The sequence below is a fragment of the Bradyrhizobium sp. 18BD genome, from assembly GCF_054185225.1.
In genome coordinates this window covers 129442-149791 of sequence record NZ_JAVAYL010000013.1, presented here as the reverse complement: position 1 = coordinate 149791, position 20350 = coordinate 129442, and the positions used below count along the sequence as shown (strand labels likewise).

Here is a 20350-nt window from a genome sequence, read left to right as displayed (position 1 = left end):
GTCAGCGCGCCAGCACGATCGACACCTGGATCTGGCCGCGCGTGCGCAACACTTCGAGCGCAACGTCGTCACCGTGGCGGCTGACGCGCAGATCCACGCTGGATTCGCCGAGGCGCAGATCGTGCAAGATCACCTCGTGTAGGAACGCCGGCAGATGCGGATTGCGCAGGCGGATCTCGCCGCGCGCGACGTCGAATTCGAGGCCGAGCGCCGCCTCCAGCAGGGTGAAGGGCGTGGCGCTGGCCCAGGCCTGCGGCGCGCAAGCGACAGGATAGAGCGTCGGACCGCGCCGCTTCTCGCGCCGGAAGCCGCAGAACAATTCCGGCAGCCGCCGCAGATCCATATAGGTCGCGGCATCGAACAGGCCCTTGAAGACATGCGCGACCGAATGCTTGAGCCCATAGCGCGCAAGGCCAAGGGCGATCAGCGCGTTGTCGTGCGGCCAAACCGAACCGTCATGATACGACATCGGATTGTAGCGCACCTCGGTCTGCGCGACGGTGCGAATACCCCAGCCCGAGAAGAAATGCGGCCGCATGAGATCGGCGGCGACCAATCGCGCGCGATCCTCGCGGATCATGCCGCTGAACAGCACCTGCCCGGCATTCGAGGTCCGCACCTTGCACGGCCGCTTCCTGCCGTCGAGCGCGAGCGCATAGGTGCCGAGCTCCTCGCACCAGAACGCCTGCTCGAAGCGCTCGGCGAGCGCCCTGGCTTCGGCCTCGAGCTTGCGCACGCGGTCCGGCTTGCCAAGCCGCAGCGCGCAACGCGCGGCGAGCTGCTTGGCGGCGTAGACGTAGCCCTGGACCTCGGCGAGCGCGATATTGCCTTCCGCAAGCTGGCCGTCGGCATGGAAGATCGCGTCGTAGGAATCCTTCCAGCCCTGGTTGGCCAGCCCCTTCTCCGTTGCGCGCTGATATTCGACGAAGCCATCCTGATCCGGATCGCCGGGACCGTCGATCCAGGCCAGCCCCGCCTCGATGGCGGGCCACAGCTCGATCAAGGTCTGTTCGTCGCCGGTGCGCTCGAAATAGCTGCCGGCCAGCAGGATGAACAAGGCGGTGGAATCGACGCTGCCGTAATATTGCGAGAACGGCACCTCGCGGAGCGCCGCCATCTCGCCGCCGCGCATTTCGTGCAGGATCTTTCCCGGCGCAGCATCGGCCAGCGGATCGACGGCCTTGGCCTGGAAATGCGCGAGCCGCCTGAGCACGCCCTTGGCGACGCGCGGGTCGACCCACAGCATCTGCAGCGCGGTGATCAGCCCGTCGCGGCCGAACGTCGTCGAGTACCAGGGAATGCCGGCATAGGGATAGCGGCCCTGCGGCGTCTCCGTCATCAGCATATTGAGGTCGGCCATGGCCTGGCACAGCACCTCGTTGAAGATGTTGTTGGAGGTCTCGATGCTGGCCGCGCCGATGGTCGATTGCCGCATCTCGCGGCGGTGGGCCAAGAGGCCCCTGAAGAAGCGCGCCGGCTTCTCCGCGACCGGGCGGTTGCAGGACACGGCCACGAACAGCGACTTCGATTCATGCGGATCGAGCTCGACCTGCCAGGCCGCGGCGTTCACCGACAGCCGCGTCGGCCGCGGATCGAAATGCAGCCCTGTCGAGCGCTCGGCATCGTCGAGGCCGCGATATTCGAACAGCACGTCGGTCGGCCCGAGCAGCTTGCTCGTGCCGGAGCCGCGGCGCGGGCGCCGCTCGCCGCGGACCTCGAACAAATCGGCGAAATCGCTGTCGAACAGCAGCGTCAGCTCGAAGCTGGCGCGCTGCTCGCCATGATTCTGCACGCCGATGCGCTGATACGCCGTGCCGCGCCAGAGGAAGATCGTGCGCACGATGTGCAGCAGATCCTTCTGGAAGACGAGGCGGCCCTGGCGATAGATGTCGGGATTGGTGAGATCCACGGTCAGCGCCGAATTGTCGTCGCGCAGGTTCGAGCCGAGCAGCAGCGGCTGCAGATCGTCGAGCACCAGCTCCAGCCGCGCCAGATAGCGCGTGTCGTGGTGAAACAGCCCGTCCGGCCCGCCGGCCGAGGCGCCGATGTCGCCATGGCTGTCGAGCACGATGAAAGTGTCGTCGTGCTTGAGGGACCGCCGCGGACGCGCGGCGGGCCCCGTCATCGGGATGTAGAAGGTCTGCTCCGCGACGGCCTCCACCGTCTGCGACATGGAAATGATCTGGGTGACGGCTTCGGCTGCCATGAGCTGCTCCCCTGCGCCTTGTTTCGAAACGCGACCAACGCGAACGCGACGGTTGGGTTTACGCTGCGAACTTCGCGAGCCGGCTCATCTCCTGCGTAACCAGCTCACGGTAAGGACCGTGCCCCTGCATCAGGCGGTCGGGCGCACCGTCCTCGATGATCTTGCCATGCTTCAGCACGATCACGCGGTCGAAATTGCGCAGCGTCGCCAGCCGATGCGCGATCGCGATCACGGTGCGGCCACGCATCAGACGCGACAGCGCCTCGCGGATCGCCTCCTCGGATTCGCTGTCGAGCGCCGCCGTGGCCTCGTCCAGCAGCAGGATCGGGGCGTCCTTCAGGAAGGCGCGCGCGATCGCGATGCGCTGGCGCTGGCCGCCGGACATTTTCACACCGCGGTCGCCGACCATGGTGTCGAGGCCCTCGGGCAGACTGTCGATGAAATCGCAGCGCGCCGCGATCGCCGCGCGCAGCACCTCGTCGTCGGTCGCGTTGGGGCGGCCATAGCGGATATTCTCGCGGATCGAGCGATGAAACAGGGAAATGTCCTGCGGCACCACCGAGATGGCCTCGCGCAGGCTCTGCTGCGTCACCATCGAGATGTCCTGGCCGTCCACGGTCACGCTGCCCTCGTCAACATCATAGAAGCGCTGGAGCAGCGTGAACAGTGTCGACTTGCCGCCGCCGGACGCACCGACCAGGCCGACGCGCTGGCCGGGCTGCAGGCGCAGGCTGAAGCGCTCGAAAATCTTGTCGCCGCCGGGATAGCCGAAGGTGACATTGTTATACGCGATCGCCGCACCGGTCTTCACCAGCGGCTCCGCCTCGGGGTGATCGCGCAGCTCGTGCGGGATCAGCAGCGTCGCGATCGCCTCTGTCAGGCGCGCCACATGCTGGGTGACATCGACCAGCGCCACGGCGAGATCGCGCGTCGCGCTCAGGATGGAAATGCCGAGCGTACAGACCAGCACGACGTCACCGGTGGTCGCCTCGCCGTTCTGCCAGAGCGTGACCGCCCAAGCCATCAGAGCAATGGTCAACAGGACTGTCACGGCGGCATGAAACAGCCGCAGCTTTTCCAGATAGCGCAGACTGCGGCTTCGTGCGGTCAGTTCCCGGTTAACCGTCGCGTCGAAACGTTCGTGCTCATGGCCGATGCCGCAGAAGGCGCGGACCAGCGGCATGTTGCTGATGACGTCGATCATTTCGCCGTCGACGGCCGCGGCCTTGTCGGCGAAGTCGTCATGCAGCGGCTTGCCGGCAGCAGCCAGATGGAACATGGCCACCACCATGCCGCCCGCAATGACCATCAAGCCGAGCGCCATATAAGGACTGACGGTTCCAATCAGCGCAATTGCCGCAATTGTGGCAATGCACGGCGGCAATACGTTCCAGACGAACATGTTCTCGACCGTGAACACGGCGTTGGATGTGGCGGTAATCCGGCTCGTCAGCATGCCTGGCATGCGGTCGGAGAAATAGCTCGGCGCATGACCGGTCAGATGACGAAATATGTCACGGCGTAAATCGCCCGTGACACGAACGAAGGTAAAGCTCGCTGTCCAGCTTGCGATGCGCCACAGGAAATTGTCGGCGGCGATCAGCGACATGAGCAGAATGAATGCCAGCCATACGCTACCACCATGCGAGGTTCCCGCAGACAAACTGTCGACCAGCGATTTGACGCCGTATTGCGTGCCTACGGAGCAGGCAACGGCTGCGACGACAGCGCCCAAGATCACCAGATGCGACGCCAGCCGCCGCCGAAGATAGCGCAAGACAAAGGCAAATGGCCTGCGCGCGTATCCAGAAAGATGATCCATGTGACACTCGACCCCGTCGTGATGATTTGAATTGTTCTTGCTGGTCGACTGAACATCGACCGCTTCGCCTCGGTTCCCGGGCAAGCTCATCACGACATGCGGATGCGGACGATCTGCGAAGAGGTGATGGCAGCATCGAGACAGGTGCGAGATGTGTCCAATAAGTAACGTTTGTTGAGAGGAACTTCGCAACTGCGGAAACGTTCCCTTGGCTGGCATTGCCGGTGCCGTGCACGCTGGGGGTTTCAACGTTCAATGATCGCAGAGGAGATGGTGAGATGCGCATCGCGCAGGTAGCTCCGTTGACGGAGGCTGTTCCACCCAAGCTGTATGGCGGCACCGAGCGGGTGGTGCATTGGTTGACGGAAGAGTTGGTGGCCCTGGGACACGACGTGACGCTGTTCGCCAGCGGCGACTCGCAGACGTCGGCGAAGCTGGACGCATTATGGCCGCGGGCGCTTCGCCTCGACGGTTCCGTACGGGATCCCAACGCGCTGCATATGGTGTTGCTGGAGCGCGTGCGGCAGAAATGTGACGACGAGGAGTTTGACTTCCTCCACTTCCATCTCGACTATTATCCGTGGTCGCTGTTCTACCGGCAGCCGACCCCGTTCGTGACCACGCTGCATGGCCGGCTCGATCTGCCGGAGCATCAGCCGGTCTTCAATACCTTCTCTGAGATGCCGGTCATCTCGATCTCCAACGCACAGCGCAGGCCGGTGCCGCAGGCAAACTGGGTCACGACCATCCATCACGGCCTGCCGGAGAATCTGCTGACGCCGAAGCCGGCGAAACAGGAATATCTCGCCGTGCTCGGCCGCATCGCGCCCGAGAAGGGCGTCGATCGCGCCATCAAGATCGCGACCCATTGCGGCATCCCGCTGAAGATCGCGGCCAAGGTCGATCGCGCCGACCAGGATTATTACGACGAGCTGATCAAGCCGATGATCCAGAACAACCCGCTGGTCGACTTCATCGGCGAGATCAGCGATCACGAGAAGTCGGACTTCCTCAGCGGCGCGCTCGGCCTGCTGCTGCCGATCGACTGGCCGGAGCCGTTCGGCTTGGTGATGATCGAAGCCATGGCCTGCGGCACGCCGGTGGTGGCCTTCAACCGCGGCTCGGTGCCTGAGATCATCGACGAGGGCCTCACCGGCTTCGTGGTCGAGGACATCCTCAGCGCCGCCGGTGTGGTCAACCGCCTCGCGCAGTTGGACCGCACCGCGATCCGCAAGCAGTTCGAGAAGCGCTTCACCGCGCGGCGGATGGCGCTGGACTATCTCGCGGCGTATCGCAGCCTGACCGAGGCCACCGAGCCGCGGATCAAGCTGGTGAGCAGCGCGGAGTAAGCAGTCCCACCCAAGGTGTCGTCCCGGACAAGCGAAGCATGGATCCGGGACGACAGCTGTGCATGTTGCACCCCACTCTATCAACACGTCATTGCGAGCGCAGCGAAGCAATCCAGACTGTCTCCGCGGCAAGTTTCTGGATTGCTTCGTCGCAAGCGCTCCTCGCAATGACGACGCAGAGAGAGCTTCGCTCACAACGACGCAAAGAGCCCCCTACACCACCACCGCCCGCTTCGGCTCCACGATCTCGAACATCCGCGGAAACTCGTCCATCAGGCCCATCAGCTCGGCGAGCCGCATCGGGTTGCCGGATAGCCTGACCTTTCCAGCGGCGACCGCTTCCGGAAAGCTCGTCAGCTTCGCGATCACCTCGTCCAGCGTTGCCCGCGCCAGCGTGAAGCTGGCGTCGGCGGTCTCCGCCTGCACACCTTCCGTGTAGGTGAGCGCGCAATTCTCCAGATTGAGTACGAAGGTCTCGCCGGTATCCGAGAAATTCCAGTTCAGCACGATGTGCTTGCCCTCCGCCTTCGGCCCGTTGAGGCGGATGCCGAGCACGTTCCAGAGCTGCGAGGTGCGCAGCGCGGCCAGCGTCTCGCGCGGCATCGGCGGGCGCGCCGGGGTTTTTGGCATGCCCTGGCGTAATTCCTGGGCGCCGAACAGATAGGCGTTGCGCCAGGTCGAGCTCTCGGCGGCATAGCCGAGCTGCTCCAGCGTATCGGCCAGCAGCGCGCGCGCCGCCGCATTGTCAGGCTCGGCAAAGACGAGATGGCTGAGCGCCTGCGCGATGAAGCGGAATTCACCCTTGTCGAAGTCCGCGCGGGCGCGCGCGAGAATGGCGTCGGCGCCGCCCATGTATTCGACATATTTCTTTCCGGACTCCACCGGCGGTAGCGGGTCGAGATTGACCGGGTTGGCGTCGTACCAGCCGAGATACTTCTGGTAGATCGCCTTCACATTGTGCCTGATATGGCCGTAATAGCCGCGGCCGTGCCAGGCGTCGTCGAGGCTCTTTGGCAGCTGGATCGTCTCGGCGATCTCGGTCGCGGTGAGGCCATGGTTCATCAGGCGGATGGTCTGGTCGTGCGCGAACTTGTAGAGGTCGCGCTGCTGCCGGATCATCGTGCCGATGCGATCGCGGCCCCACACCGGCCAGTGATGCTGGCCGCACATCGCCTCCGCCTTGCCGTCCCAGAGCTGCAAGGCCTCGCCCAGATATTTCGACCACGCCAGCGCGTCACGCACGTCGGCGCCGCGGAACGGCAGCAGATTGTGGAAATTATGCGTGCAGTTCTCCGCGAGGTTCAGAAGCTTGTAGCGCGGGATGAAGAAATGCATCTCCGCCGGCGCTTCGCTGTTCGGCGCCATCTGGAATTCGAATTCGACGCCGTCGATGACGCGCTTGTCGCCGGTCGCGATGATCAGATCTGTCGGGCGCAGCAGCGCGACGCCGCCCGCGGCCATCGACTTGCCAAGTCCGTTGTCGACCTGCCCGCGGACGCCCTTCGCAAGGAACGGCCCGAACTGGTATTGCGCCCGGCGCAGCATCGCGGGACCCGCGATGATGTTCTCGGAGACGGCATGCTCCATGAACAGGTTCGGCGCGATGATCGGCACGCGCCCCGTCGCCAGCGCGTCCTCCTCCTGCACGCCGCGCGCGCCGCCCCAGTGGTCGGTATGGGTATGCGTGAAGATGACGGCCGCGACCGGCTTCAAGCCGCGGTGCTTGTAATAGAGGTCCAGCGCGGCACGCGCGCCTTCGATCGAGGTCAGGGTGTCCACGACGATGACGCCGCTGTCGCCCTCGATCAGCGTCATGTTGGCGATGTCGAGCCCGCGCACCTGATAGACGCCGGGCACGACCTCGAACAAGCCATGATGCATGTTGAGCCGCGCCTGCCGCCACAGGCTGGGATTGACGGTGGACGGCGCCTGCGCGGCCGACAGGAAGCCGTAGGGCTTCAGGCTCCAGACTGTGCGCCCTTGCGGGTTGGTGATCTCGGCATTCTCGATGGTGCCGAGGAAGCCGCGCGCGGCATCGTCGAAATCCCGTGTGTCGGAAAACGGCAGCGCATTCAGCATCGCCGTTTGCTGCGCGATGACGGACGGCGTTGCGTCCTTCGGCTCGCTGCTGGGTTCAGTCATGTTTGTTTCCTCCCGGCCTGATGCGCGGCATCTAACCGCATCTCGCGAGGGAATGCCATCGGCGGCGGAGACAGCACAGGTGCCCTTCCCTTCTCCCCTTGCGGGAGAAGGTGGCATAGGCCACCTTCGGCGGCCGTTCTTAAGAGAACGCCGAAGCAAAGCTTCGGCTATGGCGCCGGATGAGGGGTCTCTCTCCACTCGCAAGACTGTTCGTGAGGATAGATACCCCTCACCCGTCTCGCCGCTGCGCGGCGAGCCACCCTCTCCCGCAAGGGGACAGGATCCACCGACTATGCCGGCTCAATGCATCCCGAGCACCCGCGGCAGCCACAGCGTCAAATCCGGCCAATACGTCACGACGACGAGGAAACCGAGCATGGTGACCAGCCACGGCATCACTGCGACCGCGAGATCGGTGATGCGCATTCGCGCTATCATCGAGGCGACGTAGAGGTTCAGGCCGACAGGCGGATGGCAGAGGCCGACCTCCATGTTGACGTCCATGACGATGCCGAAATGGACGAGGTCGATGCCGAGCTTCTTGGCCGCCGGCGCCAGAATTGGCGCCATGATCAGGATGATCGAGTTCGGCTCCATGAAGTTGCCGGCGAGCAGCAACAGGATGTTGACCACCAGGAGGAAGCCGACCCAGCCGAGATTCTGCGCCGCGATCCAGTCGGCGAGCGTTGCCGGTAAATTCTCGTTGGAGAGCACGAAGGAGAACAGCACCGCGTTGGTGACGATGTAGAGCAGCATCGCACTGGTGTTGGCGGCGCGCAGCAGCACCCGCGGCACGTCCGCAATCTTGATCGCCTTGTAGACGAACACCGCGATGACGAAGGAGTAGACCGCGGCCATGGCGGCGGCCTCGGTCGCGGTGAAGAGGCCGCTATAGATGCCGCCGATGATGATGACGACCAGCATCAAGCCCCAGATGCTCTCGCGGAAGGTGCGGACGGTCTCGCCCCAGCTCGCCTTCGGCAACCGCGGATAATCGCGCTTGCGCGCCAGCCACCAGGTGACGATGCAGAGCATCGTCGTCAGCATGATGCCGGGGAGCAGGCCCGCGACGAACAGCGCGCCGATCGAGGTGTTGGTCGAGACCGCGTAGACGATCTTCGGGATCGACGGCAGCATCAGGATGCCGAGCGAGCCGGCAACGGTGATGATGCCGGCGCCGAAGCGCATCGGATAGCCGTGGCGCACCATCTCGGGCAGCACGATGGCGCCGATCGCCGCCACGGTCGCGACGCTCGAGCCGCAGACCAGCGCGAACATCGCGCAGGCGACGATGCCGGCAAGGCCCAGGCCGCCATACCAATGGCCGATCAGCGAGGTCGCGAAATTGATCATGCGGCGCGCGACGCCGCCATGGGTGAGGAAATTGCCGGCGAGGATGAAGAACGGGATCGCCATGATCTCGAAACCCTCGATGCCCGTGAAGAGCTTCATCGAGACGGCTTCGATCGGCACCGTGGTCAGCGTGAACAGGAACGTCATCACGGTGAGGCCGAGCGCGATCGAGACCGGGATGCCGGTCAGCATCAGCGCGATCAGCAGCGCGAACACGGTCGTGGCGCGCATCCAGTTCGGCAGCACCAGCACCCCGAACTTCTCGGCAAGGCACATCGTGAAGATCAGGATCGGCGCCATGATCAGGATAACGCCGAGCGGCGACACTTTTCGCGCAGCCGCGCGGGTGGCCGCGCCGGCGGGCTGCGGATGCAGCGCGGGCGAGCCGTCGGCCTCAACGCCCTCGACATGGGCCTCGTCGTGATGCGGCAGCTCCCCGGTCCAGTAATAGGCCCATGAGACCTGCAGGAAGCGGAAGCACATCAGACCCGAGCCGAGCGGGATCGCGAGATACACGAACCACATCGGCGCTTCGAGGTCGTTCGACTGCTGGCCGGTCTTGAACATCTCGCTGACGAAGGAGGCGCCGAAGGCGGCGATCATGCCGGTGAACAGCGCGCCGCACAGCAGCGCGAACAGGATCACGTGCTTGCGCGAATGTTCGGGCAGGCGGTTGACGAGCAGGTCGACGCCGACATGGATGCCGGTGCGCACGCCATAGGCCGCGCCGAACTTCGCCATCCAGATGAACATGTAGATGCAGAGTTCCTGCGCCCAGGACAGATCGAGCTCGGACAGGAAGGTGAACACCGCCATCGACAGCGACGCGAGCCAGGTCATTCCGTGCGCGGCCGCCCACCTCGAGAGCGCGATCGATTCGCCTGCCCCGTAACGGTGCACCACCGCGATGAAGATCAAGCCGGTTGCAGCCGCGATGAGCGTCGCGATCAACCATTCTTCGAGATGGTTGAGCGCCTGATTGAGCACGCGAAGCAAATCAAAGTCCCCCTATCGATATGCGAAACGGTCGGGAGTGCTCGCACTCCCGACCGTTGGTATCATTCTCCCGGAAACCGCGTCAGTTCATCTTGACGTCGAGTTCCTTGGCGACGAGATCGAGCACTTCCTGCCCGACCCGGCCCTTGGCCCAAGTATAAGTCGGCCGCATCGCCTCCTGCCACGCCTTGCGGTCAGCGTCGCTCAGATAATGCAACTGGGTCTTGCCCGTCTTCTTGATCTCGGCGAGCGCATCCTCGTTCTCCTGATGCGCGATCAGATTGGTGTAGTCGGTCGCCTCGTTCATCGCCTTCTCGAGCTGGGCGCGGATGTCGGGCGGCAGGCCGGACCAGAATTTCGAGTTGACGATGACGGCGTATTGCAGATGCGCGTGATAGGACACGGTGATGTCCTTCTGCACCTCGTAGAACTTCTGCGTCAGGTAGTTGGAGGCGGTGTTCTCGCAGCCGTCGACCACGCCGGTTTGCAGCGCCTGGTAGACTTCCGAGAACGCCATGATCTGCGGGATCGAGCCGAGCAGGCGGAAATACTGGTCGGCGATCTTCGAGCCGGAGATGCGGAATTTCAGGCCCTTGAAATCCTCCGGCTTCATCAGCGCGCGGTTCGACGACACCATGTGGAAGCCGTTATCCCAGTAAGCGAGGCCGGTGATGCCCTTGGCTTCCAGTTTCTGGAACAGCCATTTGCCGACCGTGCCCTTCATCGCGCTGGAATAGGTCGCATCGTCCTTGAACAGCCAGGGCAGATCGAGCGCTTCGAATTCCTTGATGCCGAGCGGGGCGAATTTCGCGGTCGAAGGCGCCAGCATCTGCACCGAACCAAGCTGGAGCGCCTCGATCTCCTCCTTGTCCTTGTAGAGCGAGGAGTTCGGATAGACTTCGATCTTGACCTTGCCGTCGGTGTACTTCTCGGCGAGTTCCTTGAACTTCAGCGCGCCCTTCCCCTTCGGGGTGTCGTTGGCGACGACGTGGCTGAACTTGATGATGATCGGACTTTGGGCCTGGGCAACGGCAGCAGGGGCAAGAGCGAACGCGGCCGCAGCGACCGCGAGAAGCAGTTTGCGCATGAAGGACCTCCCCAATAACCCTCGGAAACCGGGTCTTTTTGTTTTGCTTTGTTGTGCGCCGTCAGTAGTGGCAGCAATCCGCCACCCGAACAACTAGACCTAAGCCCAATTTGCCGCAGCCAAGCTATCTTGACGGCTGCAGAATGCGCAACCCGGCGCACGCTCCCGTCCCCGGAAGCGAGCGCTTATGTCGCATTGCGGCAATGCCATCAGCCCTTGCGCTGGGCAACCATGAACAGACGCCGGAACGGAAACAGCGTCTGCCCCGCGGCGTTCTTGGGATAGGCTTTCGCGACGCGCGCACCATAGGCCGCCTCGAACGCCGCCTTCTCGTCGCCCTGCAGAATGTCGAGATAGCGCGTCAGCCAGGTCCCCTTGGTCCATTCCTTCACGGGGTTTTCGCCTTCGAGCACCTGGAGATATTCGGTCTCCCAGATGTCGACATTGGACGACATCGGAGCAAGCAGATCATGATAGAAGGCCGGCCCCTCGACCGGCGGCGGCGTGACGAGATGCTCGACCTTGGACCGCCACGGTCCGTCCAGCGCGGTCTCGCCGATCAGCACATGCGACGGCGCCAGGAAGTTGCGCGGCATCTGCACCGCGAGCACGCCGCCGGGCGTCACCTTCTCCATCACCGACGGAAACAGTGCCGCATGATTGGGCAACCAGTGCAGTGCGGCATTGGAATAGACGACATCATATTGCTTCGCGGGACGCCAATGGCCGAGGTCCTCGTGTGACCACTCCACATCAGGCGCCGCCTTCCGCCCCGCCGCGACCATCTCGGCCGAGCCTTCCACGCCGGTCACGGTCGCATCCGGCCAGCGCTCCCTAATCAGCTTGGTGACATTGCCGGCACCGGCGCCGAGGTCGGCGATGGTGCGCGGGCCCAGATCCGGAATCCGCATCAACAGATCGACGGCAGGCCGGAGCCGATGGCCGGAGAATTTCAGATATTGCTGCGGATCCCACACCATCGTTCAAGCCTTTTCTTTTTCGTGTTTCCTTCACCGGCGCTTCTGGTTACCACTGCTCGTCCCGCTCAGGCAATTCGCAAAGCCTGCGGGACGGGCAGGAAACGAACGACAACAAGCAAAAGCAAACAAGAGAGCGTGACCATGGACCTCGGGCTCAAATCCAAAACCGCTGTCGTGACAGGCGCGAGCATCGGCATCGGCCGCGCCATCGCCAAGGGCTTGGCTGCCGAAGGCGTGCGCGTCGTCGGCGTGGCACGGCGCACCGACCTGCTCGCCGAGCTGGTGAAAGAGGTCGGCGGCGGCCTGATCACGCCGCTCGCGCAGGATGTGATGGCCAAGGACGCAGCCGAAAAGATCGCAGCCTTCGCGTTGAAGGAGCTCGGCCATGTCGACATCCTCATCAACAATGCCGGCGGCAGCCGCCCGCTGCCGGTCGATGCGCCCGACAGCAAATGGGACGAGGCGATCGCGCTCAACTTCACCAGCTACCGCCGCATCGCCCATGCGCTGCTGCCGCAGATGATCGAGCGCAAATGGGGCCGCATCGTCAACATCACCGGCAAGTCCGAGCCCGAAGGCCTCAACGCCGCCTTCGCCGCCAAGGCCGCCGTGCACGCCTGGGCCAAGGGCCTGTCGCGCGAGATCGGCGAGCACGGCATCACCATCAACTGCATCCCGCCCGGCCGCATCATGAGCGAGCAGATCCGCCGCAACTACCCGCCGGATTATCGAGAGCGCTTTGCGGAGGAAGAGATCCCGGTCGGCTATTGGGGCGAGCCGGAGGACCTCGCGGCGCTCGCGGTGTTTTTGGCGTCACCGGTGGCGCGGTACATCACGGGCACGGTGATCCCGGTGGATGGGGGGCTGAGGCGGTATCAGTTCTGAGGGGGGCACCAGCCCAGTGGAATGTAGCGCTGCGGCAGCAAGCCGTCAGCGGGCCGCTTCACGCCCCTTCCTTTCTCAAGGGACTGGCGTGTGTTTGACCGGTCCGACTGCCTGTCAGTCCGACCCATCACTGTCTTTGCGGCGACCGTCTCGCTTTCCAGCTTTCCGTATTCGCCGCATACGATACGCATCGAGGAACGCGAGGGGGATCGTGGCAATGTTACCGATCATATACGCCTGAACGAAACGGCTTGGGTTCGGACTCCAACTGAAGGGAGGAACGATTTGCGAGAAATAGAGAAGTGCAACGAAAGACAAGCTTATACACGCCAGAAAATGGCGAACAGCTCCGAAGAAAATGCCGATAGACAGAAAGCGAACTTCCCTCATCTCGCTAAAATGGTGGGAGAGGGCCGCAATCGCCTGCACGGACAGTCTTAGAAACATGTAGGAACACAACGTAATTCCAAGCCCGGTTGCGCTGGCGGCGAACGGCCAGCAATGGCCGACGTCGGCAGCAGTGTGACAAGCATAGTTGATCCACCCACTCAGCCAGTCACCGGCCGCTATAACTGCTTCTCGATGAAACAAAACTCCGGCCAATGCTAGCAGCAACAGCAAGTGATCGAGCTTCTCCGAACTAATCCTGACGCGCCGACCGGCCTGAAACAATGACAGCTTGGCTGGGTCAAGAGGATTCAACGAAACATTGGTTTCAACAGACCGTGCGATTGCGCTGACGACATATGGAAAGAAAACATCTCGGTTGAGATCGTACGACGTATGATCCCCAATCAGTGATGATGAGTTGCAGACTTCGATACTCTCAATATTTTCGTTCGGAGTTATGAAGATCGGCCCATTCGGCACAGGGTCCAGCGTCGCGAAGATATCTACCCACTTTATGTTCTTCCTCGCCAGATCATCTGAAGCGTCAAGGATCTCCGCAGAGTAGTCGCTCGAAGCAAAGAACGCTGCCATGACCAAGTATGCGAGGGCGGCGAAGCCTGCCAAAAAAGTCTCAAACCAGCCAGGCTCCGAAAGGAGGTTGTATCCTAGCAAGAGCATCATCACGCCGCTGACGAAGATCGGGATACTCAGCCCCATAGTCCGATATCCCCCCTCCTCCCCGCTGAGTTGATGTAGCTTGAGGATACCGGCGCCGAACGTGATGAGAAGCTTGACGCTGCTGAGTTCGCGCTGGCGCAGAGCCAGGTAGGCGATTGCCGCCCCCTGGGAATGAGCCATCACGACGATCCGTTTGCACTCGAAAGTCGTTTCCAGCCAATCGATATCCCGCAGCAATTTCGAGACGACTGCCTGCTGTCGAAACGCGCTCGAGGTAAAAATGAACGAGTCACCAAGCACCGATGAAATCGCCGCGTTAATTCGAACCACGATATCTTGAACAATCTTGAGCGGGACGAGCTGCACGATCAGCAAGCCCGCAAGACACAACTCGAAGATTACGACGAGCGGAGTGATCAGCGGCAAACACAAGGCCGGCAATAAGCCGCCCGCACCTAGTCTTGCAATTTCAAGAGGGCGAGACCCTGGCGCCGCCAACGCGGACCGCGTTGCTTTGATTGCAATCTGAAGGCGCCGCGACACAAAAGTCACGCATACCCAAGGCAGAACTCTCATGATCCATAGCGTGACCTTCCGGGCATTCGGGGCGGGAAACGACGTTGCCCAGTGGCACTCTGCCATCACCCACTTGATGGGCACCTCGCCGGGGTCATCCGAGTTCGTTATGGAAAGCTGGACGTGCGGAGGCACCAGGCGATTCGGCACGTCATTGATGAGAGGACTTAAAAACGAGTCCAACAGCCGGACCCGCCCGACTTTTGGGGAAGAGGCTGGAGATTCATCTTCAGATGTCTTTTCACGGGTCTTGGGATCAGGTCCCTCGACCACCTCAGATCCAGGAAGCTCGACCCCTCCCTTTATTGTTTTGAACAGCGGCTCGCCATAAGTGACGAGCGTTTCGCCGCGATTTTGTGTCCCGATACCGTGCACCAGAAGAATCCCAACCTCCGCCGGCATCCTGTTTCCTTTCATCGCGCGAAAAGCGCTGAAACAGTGTAATTTGCTTGCGAAGCAACCTCAACGAGATCGAACGAGATGCGGCAACAAAACTTCGAAAGCATCCAGGAGGGGTAGAGCGCGCCCGCAGGGCGGCTTTCATGCTTGAAGTGTACCGTATGCGTAGCGCAATATGCGAGCGCCAGTGGGGATGAGGGGCTGAGCTTGAATCAAGCGCGGGAGTCTTACGAGAAGCGCAAGGCCGCTGACGCTGCGAGAATAGCCGAAAGAGAGAGCAAGCGCCTGTCGCTGAAGGACAAGGTGGCCCTTGTCATTTCCGTTTGCGCGTTCCTGATTTCAGCAGCCACGGCGTTTCGCGAGCAACTTTACGTCGCTGACGAAGTCAATGTTGTTCTTAAGGACGCGCCGCTTGCTTTCAAGACCGTGCCAGGCCGCCTGACGACGGACGCGAAGCCAACGTCCATCGGATTGATCAATACCGGAACACGCACTGCTGCAATCCTTGATGTCACCTTCTATTTTGTCGCAGACGTCAAAGGATACGATTGCGAAAAAACCGGCCAAGTCCTTGCTCGATTTCAAACCGACTTCAAAGCCACCTCGGTGAAAGAGAAGGAGGTTATCACTCAAGAAATCAAACTGCTGCATGAGGAGCGTGGACCGAACCAGTTTGGGATACAGAGTGCCGGCGCGGGTCGATTTTCTTTCCCATTAGGGAATGAACTTGCGAAGAAAGACCTCGTTGAACTTTCGACGTGTCTCCAGGTGCGTTTGGCAACCGCCTCGATCGCATCACACGAGGCGACAGTAGTCGTTCGCAGATTCTATTTAACGCCTGAGACGAAGGCTGTTGTCGTTGAAGAGGACAAATTCTCTGCGATTGCAATGGAGGCGTTTCCCGAGCTTCAGAAGATGGCGTTGGAGCGTTCCAGACCAAAGACGTTGATTTCGAAGATTCATTTTCCTTGGTGCTCGAATGCGACGCTCGCCCGACTGTCGCGAATGTGCACGTCGCCGTAAGGCATCTATTGACCGCTCATGCGACGCATTCGCTTATCATCCGACGTCCTACGGCCGCAGCCAGTAGGATGGGTAGAGCGAAGCGAAACCCATCGACAGCATCCGGGGGTGAAACATCATGGGTTTCGCAAGGGCCCTCCCCATCGTGCGGCTGCGGGCGTCCTCCGCGCCCCCATGTGCTTGATCTAGATCAAGCCCGCCGCGGCGGCGCCATCCCGGAATATGCGCGATGGCCGCGCAGAAGGCGCCGCCCGCCAGCAGGGAGTTGCTCGATCATGACCTCCGCGAAGTGTTTGCGTACCCTCGTTCTTGCCGGAGCCGGCGTTCTGCTGCTCGGCACCGGCGCCCAGGCCGGGCCGATCCCCACGCATCTGTCGGCGATGAAATCGATGGTCGAGCCGGCCACGACTGAAGTGCAATGGCGCGGCGGCTGGCGTGGCTACGGCTATCGCGGCGTCGGGTGGGGCTACCGCGGCGGCTGGGGCTATCGCGGAGGTTACGGCTATCGCGGCTACGGCTATCGCGGCCTCGGATACGGCGTCGCCGGTGCCGTCGTCGGCGGGGCGATTGCGCGGAGCGCCTATTACGGAGGTTATGGCGGCGGCTACTACGGTGGCTACTATGGCGGCTATCCCGCCTACAGCTATGGCTACAGCTATCCGTCCGTGTCGTATTACAGTTATAGCAGCGACTATTGCTCGCCCTCCGGCAGCTACGCCGGCTACTGGTAGCGAAGATTGGGAGGACGGCTTGCCGCCGTCCTCCGTTCGATCAGGATCTCTTGTCTAGTTCGGCGGCAATTCTCCCGCGCGCTTCAACGCAACGCCGGTCATGATCTGGTCAGGATGCAACGGCGAGGCCGCGCCGATCTCATGACCGAACATCGCGCGCGCCAGCAGCAACACCTCGTCGTTGTTGTCGAGATGGGTGACGGAGTCCTTGTTCAGCACGTTACCCGACCATTTTCGCCAGCCTTTCACATAGGCCGTGACGGCCGGATCGTTCACGCTGGATACGCCCGCATATTTCTTCGCCAGCGCCGCCAGGGCGAAGGAGCCCTCCTCGCCATAGCCGTAGCGATCGGTGAGAAGATTGTACCAGGCCGCCGTGCCGTGCTCGGGGGTGACATAGATCGTCGTGACGTTGCCGGCGCTGTCAGGCTGCGTGACGCCGGCATAACCCGGAAAATTCTTCTGCCAGTTAGAGATGTTCAGCGCGCCCGGGTTGTTGGTCCGGATCGAGCGCTTGATCGAGGTGTCGTAGGGCGTGCTGGAGAAGAATCCGCCCGGCGTCAGGCTGCGGTAATTCGGCCCGGCCGCGGCCGCCAAGCCGATACCGTCCTGCAGGCCGACCAGCCAGCCGTAGCGCGTGTTCGGGTTGTTGTTGAACACCGTGAGCGGCGTGACCTGAATGGCGTTGCCGTACTGCGAGTCGTTCCCCTTCGAGCAATGAACGACGCTGTTCGCGTCGACAATGATGCCGATGTGTCCCTGGTGCCCGTGCTGGTCCGGATAGACCACCACCGCGCCGGGCTTCTTGCTCGTCTCGTCGAAAATACCGACGGATTGCCCGACATCCGTCCACACCCCCGTCGTCTCGATCCAGCCACCGTTGAAGTGGATGTAAAACTGATCCGCCGTCTTCCGGCTCATGCCGAGACACCAGGCCACGAAACCCGAGCAGTCGCATAGACCGCCATGGCCCGGCGTCGGAGAGCCGGGATTCATTCCACCTTCTCCAAGCTCGTAACGAATTCCCTGTTCGACCGCCGCGTGGGCGCGCGCCAGAACTGCAGCCACTTGCATGTTTGCTCTCCGGGATTTCGGTTGATCACACGGGAATGTTACAATCTGGAATTGTAAAGACGCAAGCCGGCACGAGCGCGACCGAACGCCCTACCTCCGCCGGGCTACCTCAAATCATCCCTGGCCCGCCGGCGGCACGACATACAGCGTCAGCGCGAAGACCGCGTAGATGAAGATCATCAGGGCGCCGACGAACCATGCCGAGCGTCCGGTCGTGGTGATGAAGGTCGCCGTGACAGTTGCAATCATCACCATGGTGACCGCGCCTGGCCAGAATTGCAGGTTCATCGGCGTCGGCCCGACCACATAGCTGAGCAGCACGAGCGCGGGGGCAACGAACAGCGCGATCTGGGAGGCGCTGCCGAGTGCGATGCTGACGACCATGTCGAGCCGGTCCTTGCGCGCTGCGGCAAAGGCCACTGCGAATTCGGCGGCGGCCCCGACCAGCGAGACGATGATGAACCCGACGAAGGCCGGGCTCATTCCGAACGTCTCCGCCGCCTTCTGCACGGATTCCACAAAAATTTCGCTCACCAGCGCGACCAGCACGGTGACGACCAGCAGTGTCCCGACGGCCGTTCCGATCGGCCAGTGCGCCCCATGCTCGTCACCGTGATCGGCGCTTGCAAACAATTCCTTGTGGGTCCCGAGCGAGAACCACAGGCCGAGCGCATACGCGATGATCAGCAGGACTGAAATGCCGACGCTCAGCTTGTTCAGGATGTGCCCATCCGCAGGCAGGTGCTCGAGATCGGCGACCGCCGAAGGGGCAAGCAGGGCGACGGTCGCCATCAGCAACAGGCCGGACGAGAGCCGCGCGCCGGCGCGATTGTACTCCTGCACATGGTAGCGCATCCCGCCGAGCAGCAGGCAGGCCCCCAGCATGAATACAGCATTGGTGACGATCGCGCCGGCAATCGAGGCCTTCACCAGCATGTACTGGCCCGCACGCAGCGCCGTGATGGCGATGATCAGCTCGGTCAGATTGCCGAGCGTGGCGTTGAGCAGTCCGCCCACGGCATCGCCGGTTTTGGCGGCGACCGCCTCGGTGGCGTGGCTGAGCAGGGCCGCCAGCGGCGCGATGGCCAGGATGGCCAGCACGAAGAGCAGCGTGTGGGAATGCGGAGCAAGCGCCTCGGCCACCAGCACGATGGGCACGAAGGCCAGCATCCAGAGCAAAGGCGTATCCCGGATTTCCCTGAACAGAGTTTGCATGCCGCCCCCTTCCATGGATGCACCGATGGAAAGGTCTGGCGGGCAGGAAGGGCGCGTCTTGATCTGCGTCAACGCGAGCGGCAGATCCAGCATGGGGCAGAAGCGCAAATCCACCCTGCCTCTGGAAGCGGACATCACGACTTCATGGGCTCACAGCCCGATCTCCGCGACGATCACATTCTGCCAGTGTTTTGCCCGACGGGTCAACGTCAAGGCCACGTCGGATGCCGTCACGTTGCGCCTCGAAAAATCCCTTATCGATCAAGGGGCCTTCTACTGTGCATGGGGTTGTTTTCCGACTTTTTGTTCTGGAGCCCTTACTCTGCCTGCAATATCTCCGCGATCGCAGCGCCCGCTCCGATGGTGCCGAGGCTGCCGCCGACGTCGCGCGTCGCCCTGCCCGCGCGAAGCGCCTTCGCCACCGCGGCCTCGATTGCACGCGCGGCCTCTTCGTAACGGACCGCGCCACTCTTCTCGCCGTGCCAGGCGAGCAGCAGCGCGGTGGAGAGGATCAGCGACACCGGATTGGCGATGTCCTGCCCTGCAATGTCGGGCGCCGAGCCGTGCGCCGCCTGCGCCATGGCATAGCGATCGCCGACATTGAGCGAGCCGCCGAGGCCGAGGCTGCCCGAGAGCTCAGCGGTGAGATCGGACAGGATGTCGCCGAACATGTTGGTGGCGACGATGACGTCGAAGCGACCGGGACTACGCACCACATGCGCCATCATGGCATCGATGAGGATGTCGTCGACGGCAAGGCCCGGGTAGCCCTTCGCTGCCTCGCGGCAGATGTCGAGGAACATGCCGTCGCCGATCTTGAGCACATTGGCCTTGTGCACGATGGTGAGATGCTTGCGCCGCTTCATCGCCAGACGACAGGCGGCATGCGCGATGCGCTCGCAGCACAGCCGCGTGATCCGGCGAAGCGAGATCACGACATCGGGCGTGACCAGCATCTCGCCATTGCCCTGCTCCATGTTGCGGTCGGCGTAAAACCCTTCGGTGTTCTCGCGCACCACGACGAGGTCGAAATCGCCGAGCGGGCCGGGCCGGCCCGCATAAGTGCGCGCCGGCCGGACGTTGGCGTAGAGATCGAGGCTCTTGCGGAAATACCTGGACGGATTGATCTCGCCATGCGCCTCGTCCTTGAAGTCGAAGGTCGCGGTCGGCCCCAGGATCAGACCGTCGGCGCCGCGGACGATGTCGAGCAGCTCGGGCCGCACCGTCGTGCCCGATAGCTTCAGGCTCGCATGCCCGACCGCGTGCTCCTCCAGCCGCAGATTGAGCTGGAAGCGTTCGGAGGCCGCGCGCAGCACACCCGATGTCGCGGTCGTGATCTCCGGTCCAATGCCGTCGCCGGGCAGAACGACGATTTGCATGGCGTTTCCCCAAAATGGCAGTCACGCCGCGATCATACGCCAGCGCGAGGCGTCATCGCCTGAGC

14 protein-coding genes and 1 pseudogene are annotated in these 20350 nt (G+C 62.6%); 4 read left to right on the top strand and 11 right to left on the bottom strand.

The features are described 5' to 3' along the window. Position 1: 1 nt before the first annotated feature. Positions 2-2206 (bottom strand): amylo-alpha-1,6-glucosidase, encoded by a 2205-nt coding sequence (locus RAD16_RS23635; RefSeq protein ID WP_458160247.1) that lies wholly within the window; start codon positions 2204-2206, stop codon positions 2-4. Positions 2207-2264: 58 nt separating this feature from the next. Further along, the gene (locus RAD16_RS23630; protein WP_458160246.1) at positions 2265-4028 is read right to left on the bottom strand and encodes an ABC transporter ATP-binding protein; all 1764 of its coding nucleotides are present in this window, start codon (positions 4026-4028) and stop codon (positions 2265-2267) included. Positions 4029-4306: 278 nt separating this feature from the next. Here RAD16_RS23630 and RAD16_RS23625 point away from each other — a divergent pair, with 278 nt between their 5' ends. Then, complete coding sequence (locus RAD16_RS23625; protein WP_458160245.1) at positions 4307-5377, top strand: glycosyltransferase family 4 protein; 1071 nt, start codon at positions 4307-4309, stop codon at positions 5375-5377. 213 nt (positions 5378-5590) lie between these two features. Here the strand turns inward: RAD16_RS23625 and RAD16_RS23620 are convergent, their stop codons facing one another. From RAD16_RS23620 to RAD16_RS23600, 5 genes and pseudogenes are all read right to left on the bottom strand, one after another. Further along, the gene (locus tag RAD16_RS23620) at positions 5591-7519 is read right to left on the bottom strand and encodes an alkyl/aryl-sulfatase (RefSeq protein WP_458160244.1); all 1929 of its coding nucleotides are present in this window, start codon (positions 7517-7519) and stop codon (positions 5591-5593) included. 300 nt (positions 7520-7819) lie between these two features. Continuing rightward, complete coding sequence (locus RAD16_RS23615; RefSeq protein ID WP_458160346.1) at positions 7820-9103, bottom strand: TRAP transporter large permease; 1284 nt, start codon at positions 9101-9103, stop codon at positions 7820-7822. 240 nt (positions 9104-9343) lie between these two features. After that, positions 9344-9688 (bottom strand): annotated as a pseudogene (locus RAD16_RS23610) (TRAP transporter small permease); the annotation flags it as partial. A gap of 262 nt (positions 9689-9950) precedes the next feature. Then, complete coding sequence (locus tag RAD16_RS23605) at positions 9951-10955, bottom strand: DctP family TRAP transporter solute-binding subunit (RefSeq protein WP_458160243.1); 1005 nt, start codon at positions 10953-10955, stop codon at positions 9951-9953. A 209-nt stretch (positions 10956-11164) separates the two neighbouring features. After that, positions 11165-11935, bottom strand: coding sequence for a methyltransferase domain-containing protein (locus RAD16_RS23600; RefSeq protein WP_458160242.1), 771 nt, complete (start codon positions 11933-11935; stop codon positions 11165-11167). Positions 11936-12076: 141 nt separating this feature from the next. Between RAD16_RS23600 and RAD16_RS23595 the strand changes: the two genes are divergently transcribed. After that, a complete protein-coding gene (locus tag RAD16_RS23595) occupies positions 12077-12820 on the top strand; it encodes an SDR family NAD(P)-dependent oxidoreductase (protein WP_458160241.1) in 744 nt (247 codons plus the stop codon). 114 nt (positions 12821-12934) lie between these two features. Here the strand turns inward: RAD16_RS23595 and RAD16_RS23590 are convergent, their stop codons facing one another. Continuing rightward, entirely contained in the window at positions 12935-14866 is a 1932-nt protein-coding gene (locus RAD16_RS23590; protein ID WP_458160240.1) for a hypothetical protein, read from the bottom strand. Positions 14867-15070: 204 nt separating this feature from the next. Here RAD16_RS23590 and RAD16_RS23585 point away from each other — a divergent pair, with 204 nt between their 5' ends. Both RAD16_RS23585 and RAD16_RS23580 read left to right on the top strand, forming a co-directional pair. Further along, complete coding sequence (locus RAD16_RS23585) at positions 15071-15886, top strand: hypothetical protein (RefSeq protein WP_458160239.1); 816 nt, start codon at positions 15071-15073, stop codon at positions 15884-15886. Between the two features lie 275 nt (positions 15887-16161). Continuing rightward, complete coding sequence (locus RAD16_RS23580) at positions 16162-16617, top strand: hypothetical protein (protein WP_458160238.1); 456 nt, start codon at positions 16162-16164, stop codon at positions 16615-16617. Between the two features lie 54 nt (positions 16618-16671). Here the strand turns inward: RAD16_RS23580 and RAD16_RS23575 are convergent, their stop codons facing one another. The 3 genes from RAD16_RS23575 to RAD16_RS23565 form a co-directional block, all read right to left on the bottom strand. Further along, on the bottom strand, positions 16672-17613 hold the full coding sequence (locus RAD16_RS23575) for a hypothetical protein (RefSeq protein ID WP_458160237.1): 942 nt from the start codon (positions 17611-17613) through the stop codon (positions 16672-16674). 192 nt (positions 17614-17805) lie between these two features. Then, entirely contained in the window at positions 17806-18906 is a 1101-nt protein-coding gene (gene cax, locus RAD16_RS23570) for a calcium/proton exchanger (protein ID WP_458160236.1), read from the bottom strand. A gap of 317 nt (positions 18907-19223) precedes the next feature. Further along, a complete protein-coding gene (locus RAD16_RS23565) occupies positions 19224-20285 on the bottom strand; it encodes an isocitrate/isopropylmalate dehydrogenase family protein (protein WP_458160235.1) in 1062 nt (353 codons plus the stop codon). Positions 20286-20350 lie beyond the last annotated feature (65 nt).

Coding starts and splice junctions, on each gene's coding strand:
- RAD16_RS23635 (WP_458160247.1), bottom strand. CDS start 2,206: ATGGCAGCCGAAGCCGTCACCCAGATCATTTCCATGTCGCAGACGGTG.
- RAD16_RS23630 (WP_458160246.1), bottom strand. CDS start 4,028: ATGGATCATCTTTCTGGATACGCGCGCAGGCCATTTGCCTTTGTCTTG.
- RAD16_RS23625 (WP_458160245.1), top strand. CDS start 4,307: ATGCGCATCGCGCAGGTAGCTCCGTTGACGGAGGCTGTTCCACCCAAG.
- RAD16_RS23620 (WP_458160244.1), bottom strand. CDS start 7,519: ATGACTGAACCCAGCAGCGAGCCGAAGGACGCAACGCCGTCCGTCATC.
- RAD16_RS23615 (WP_458160346.1), bottom strand. CDS start 9,103: ATGCGCGCCACGACCGTGTTCGCGCTGCTGATCGCGCTGATGCTGACC.
- RAD16_RS23605 (WP_458160243.1), bottom strand. CDS start 10,955: ATGCGCAAACTGCTTCTCGCGGTCGCTGCGGCCGCGTTCGCTCTTGCC.
- RAD16_RS23600 (WP_458160242.1), bottom strand. CDS start 11,935: ATGGTGTGGGATCCGCAGCAATATCTGAAATTCTCCGGCCATCGGCTC.
- RAD16_RS23595 (WP_458160241.1), top strand. CDS start 12,077: ATGGACCTCGGGCTCAAATCCAAAACCGCTGTCGTGACAGGCGCGAGC.
- RAD16_RS23590 (WP_458160240.1), bottom strand. CDS start 14,866: ATGCCGGCGGAGGTTGGGATTCTTCTGGTGCACGGTATCGGGACACAA.
- RAD16_RS23580 (WP_458160238.1), top strand. CDS start 16,162: ATGACCTCCGCGAAGTGTTTGCGTACCCTCGTTCTTGCCGGAGCCGGC.
- RAD16_RS23575 (WP_458160237.1), bottom strand. CDS start 17,613: ATGAATCCCGGCTCTCCGACGCCGGGCCATGGCGGTCTATGCGACTGC.
- cax (WP_458160236.1), bottom strand. CDS start 18,906: ATGCAAACTCTGTTCAGGGAAATCCGGGATACGCCTTTGCTCTGGATG.
- RAD16_RS23565 (WP_458160235.1), bottom strand. CDS start 20,285: ATGCAAATCGTCGTTCTGCCCGGCGACGGCATTGGACCGGAGATCACG.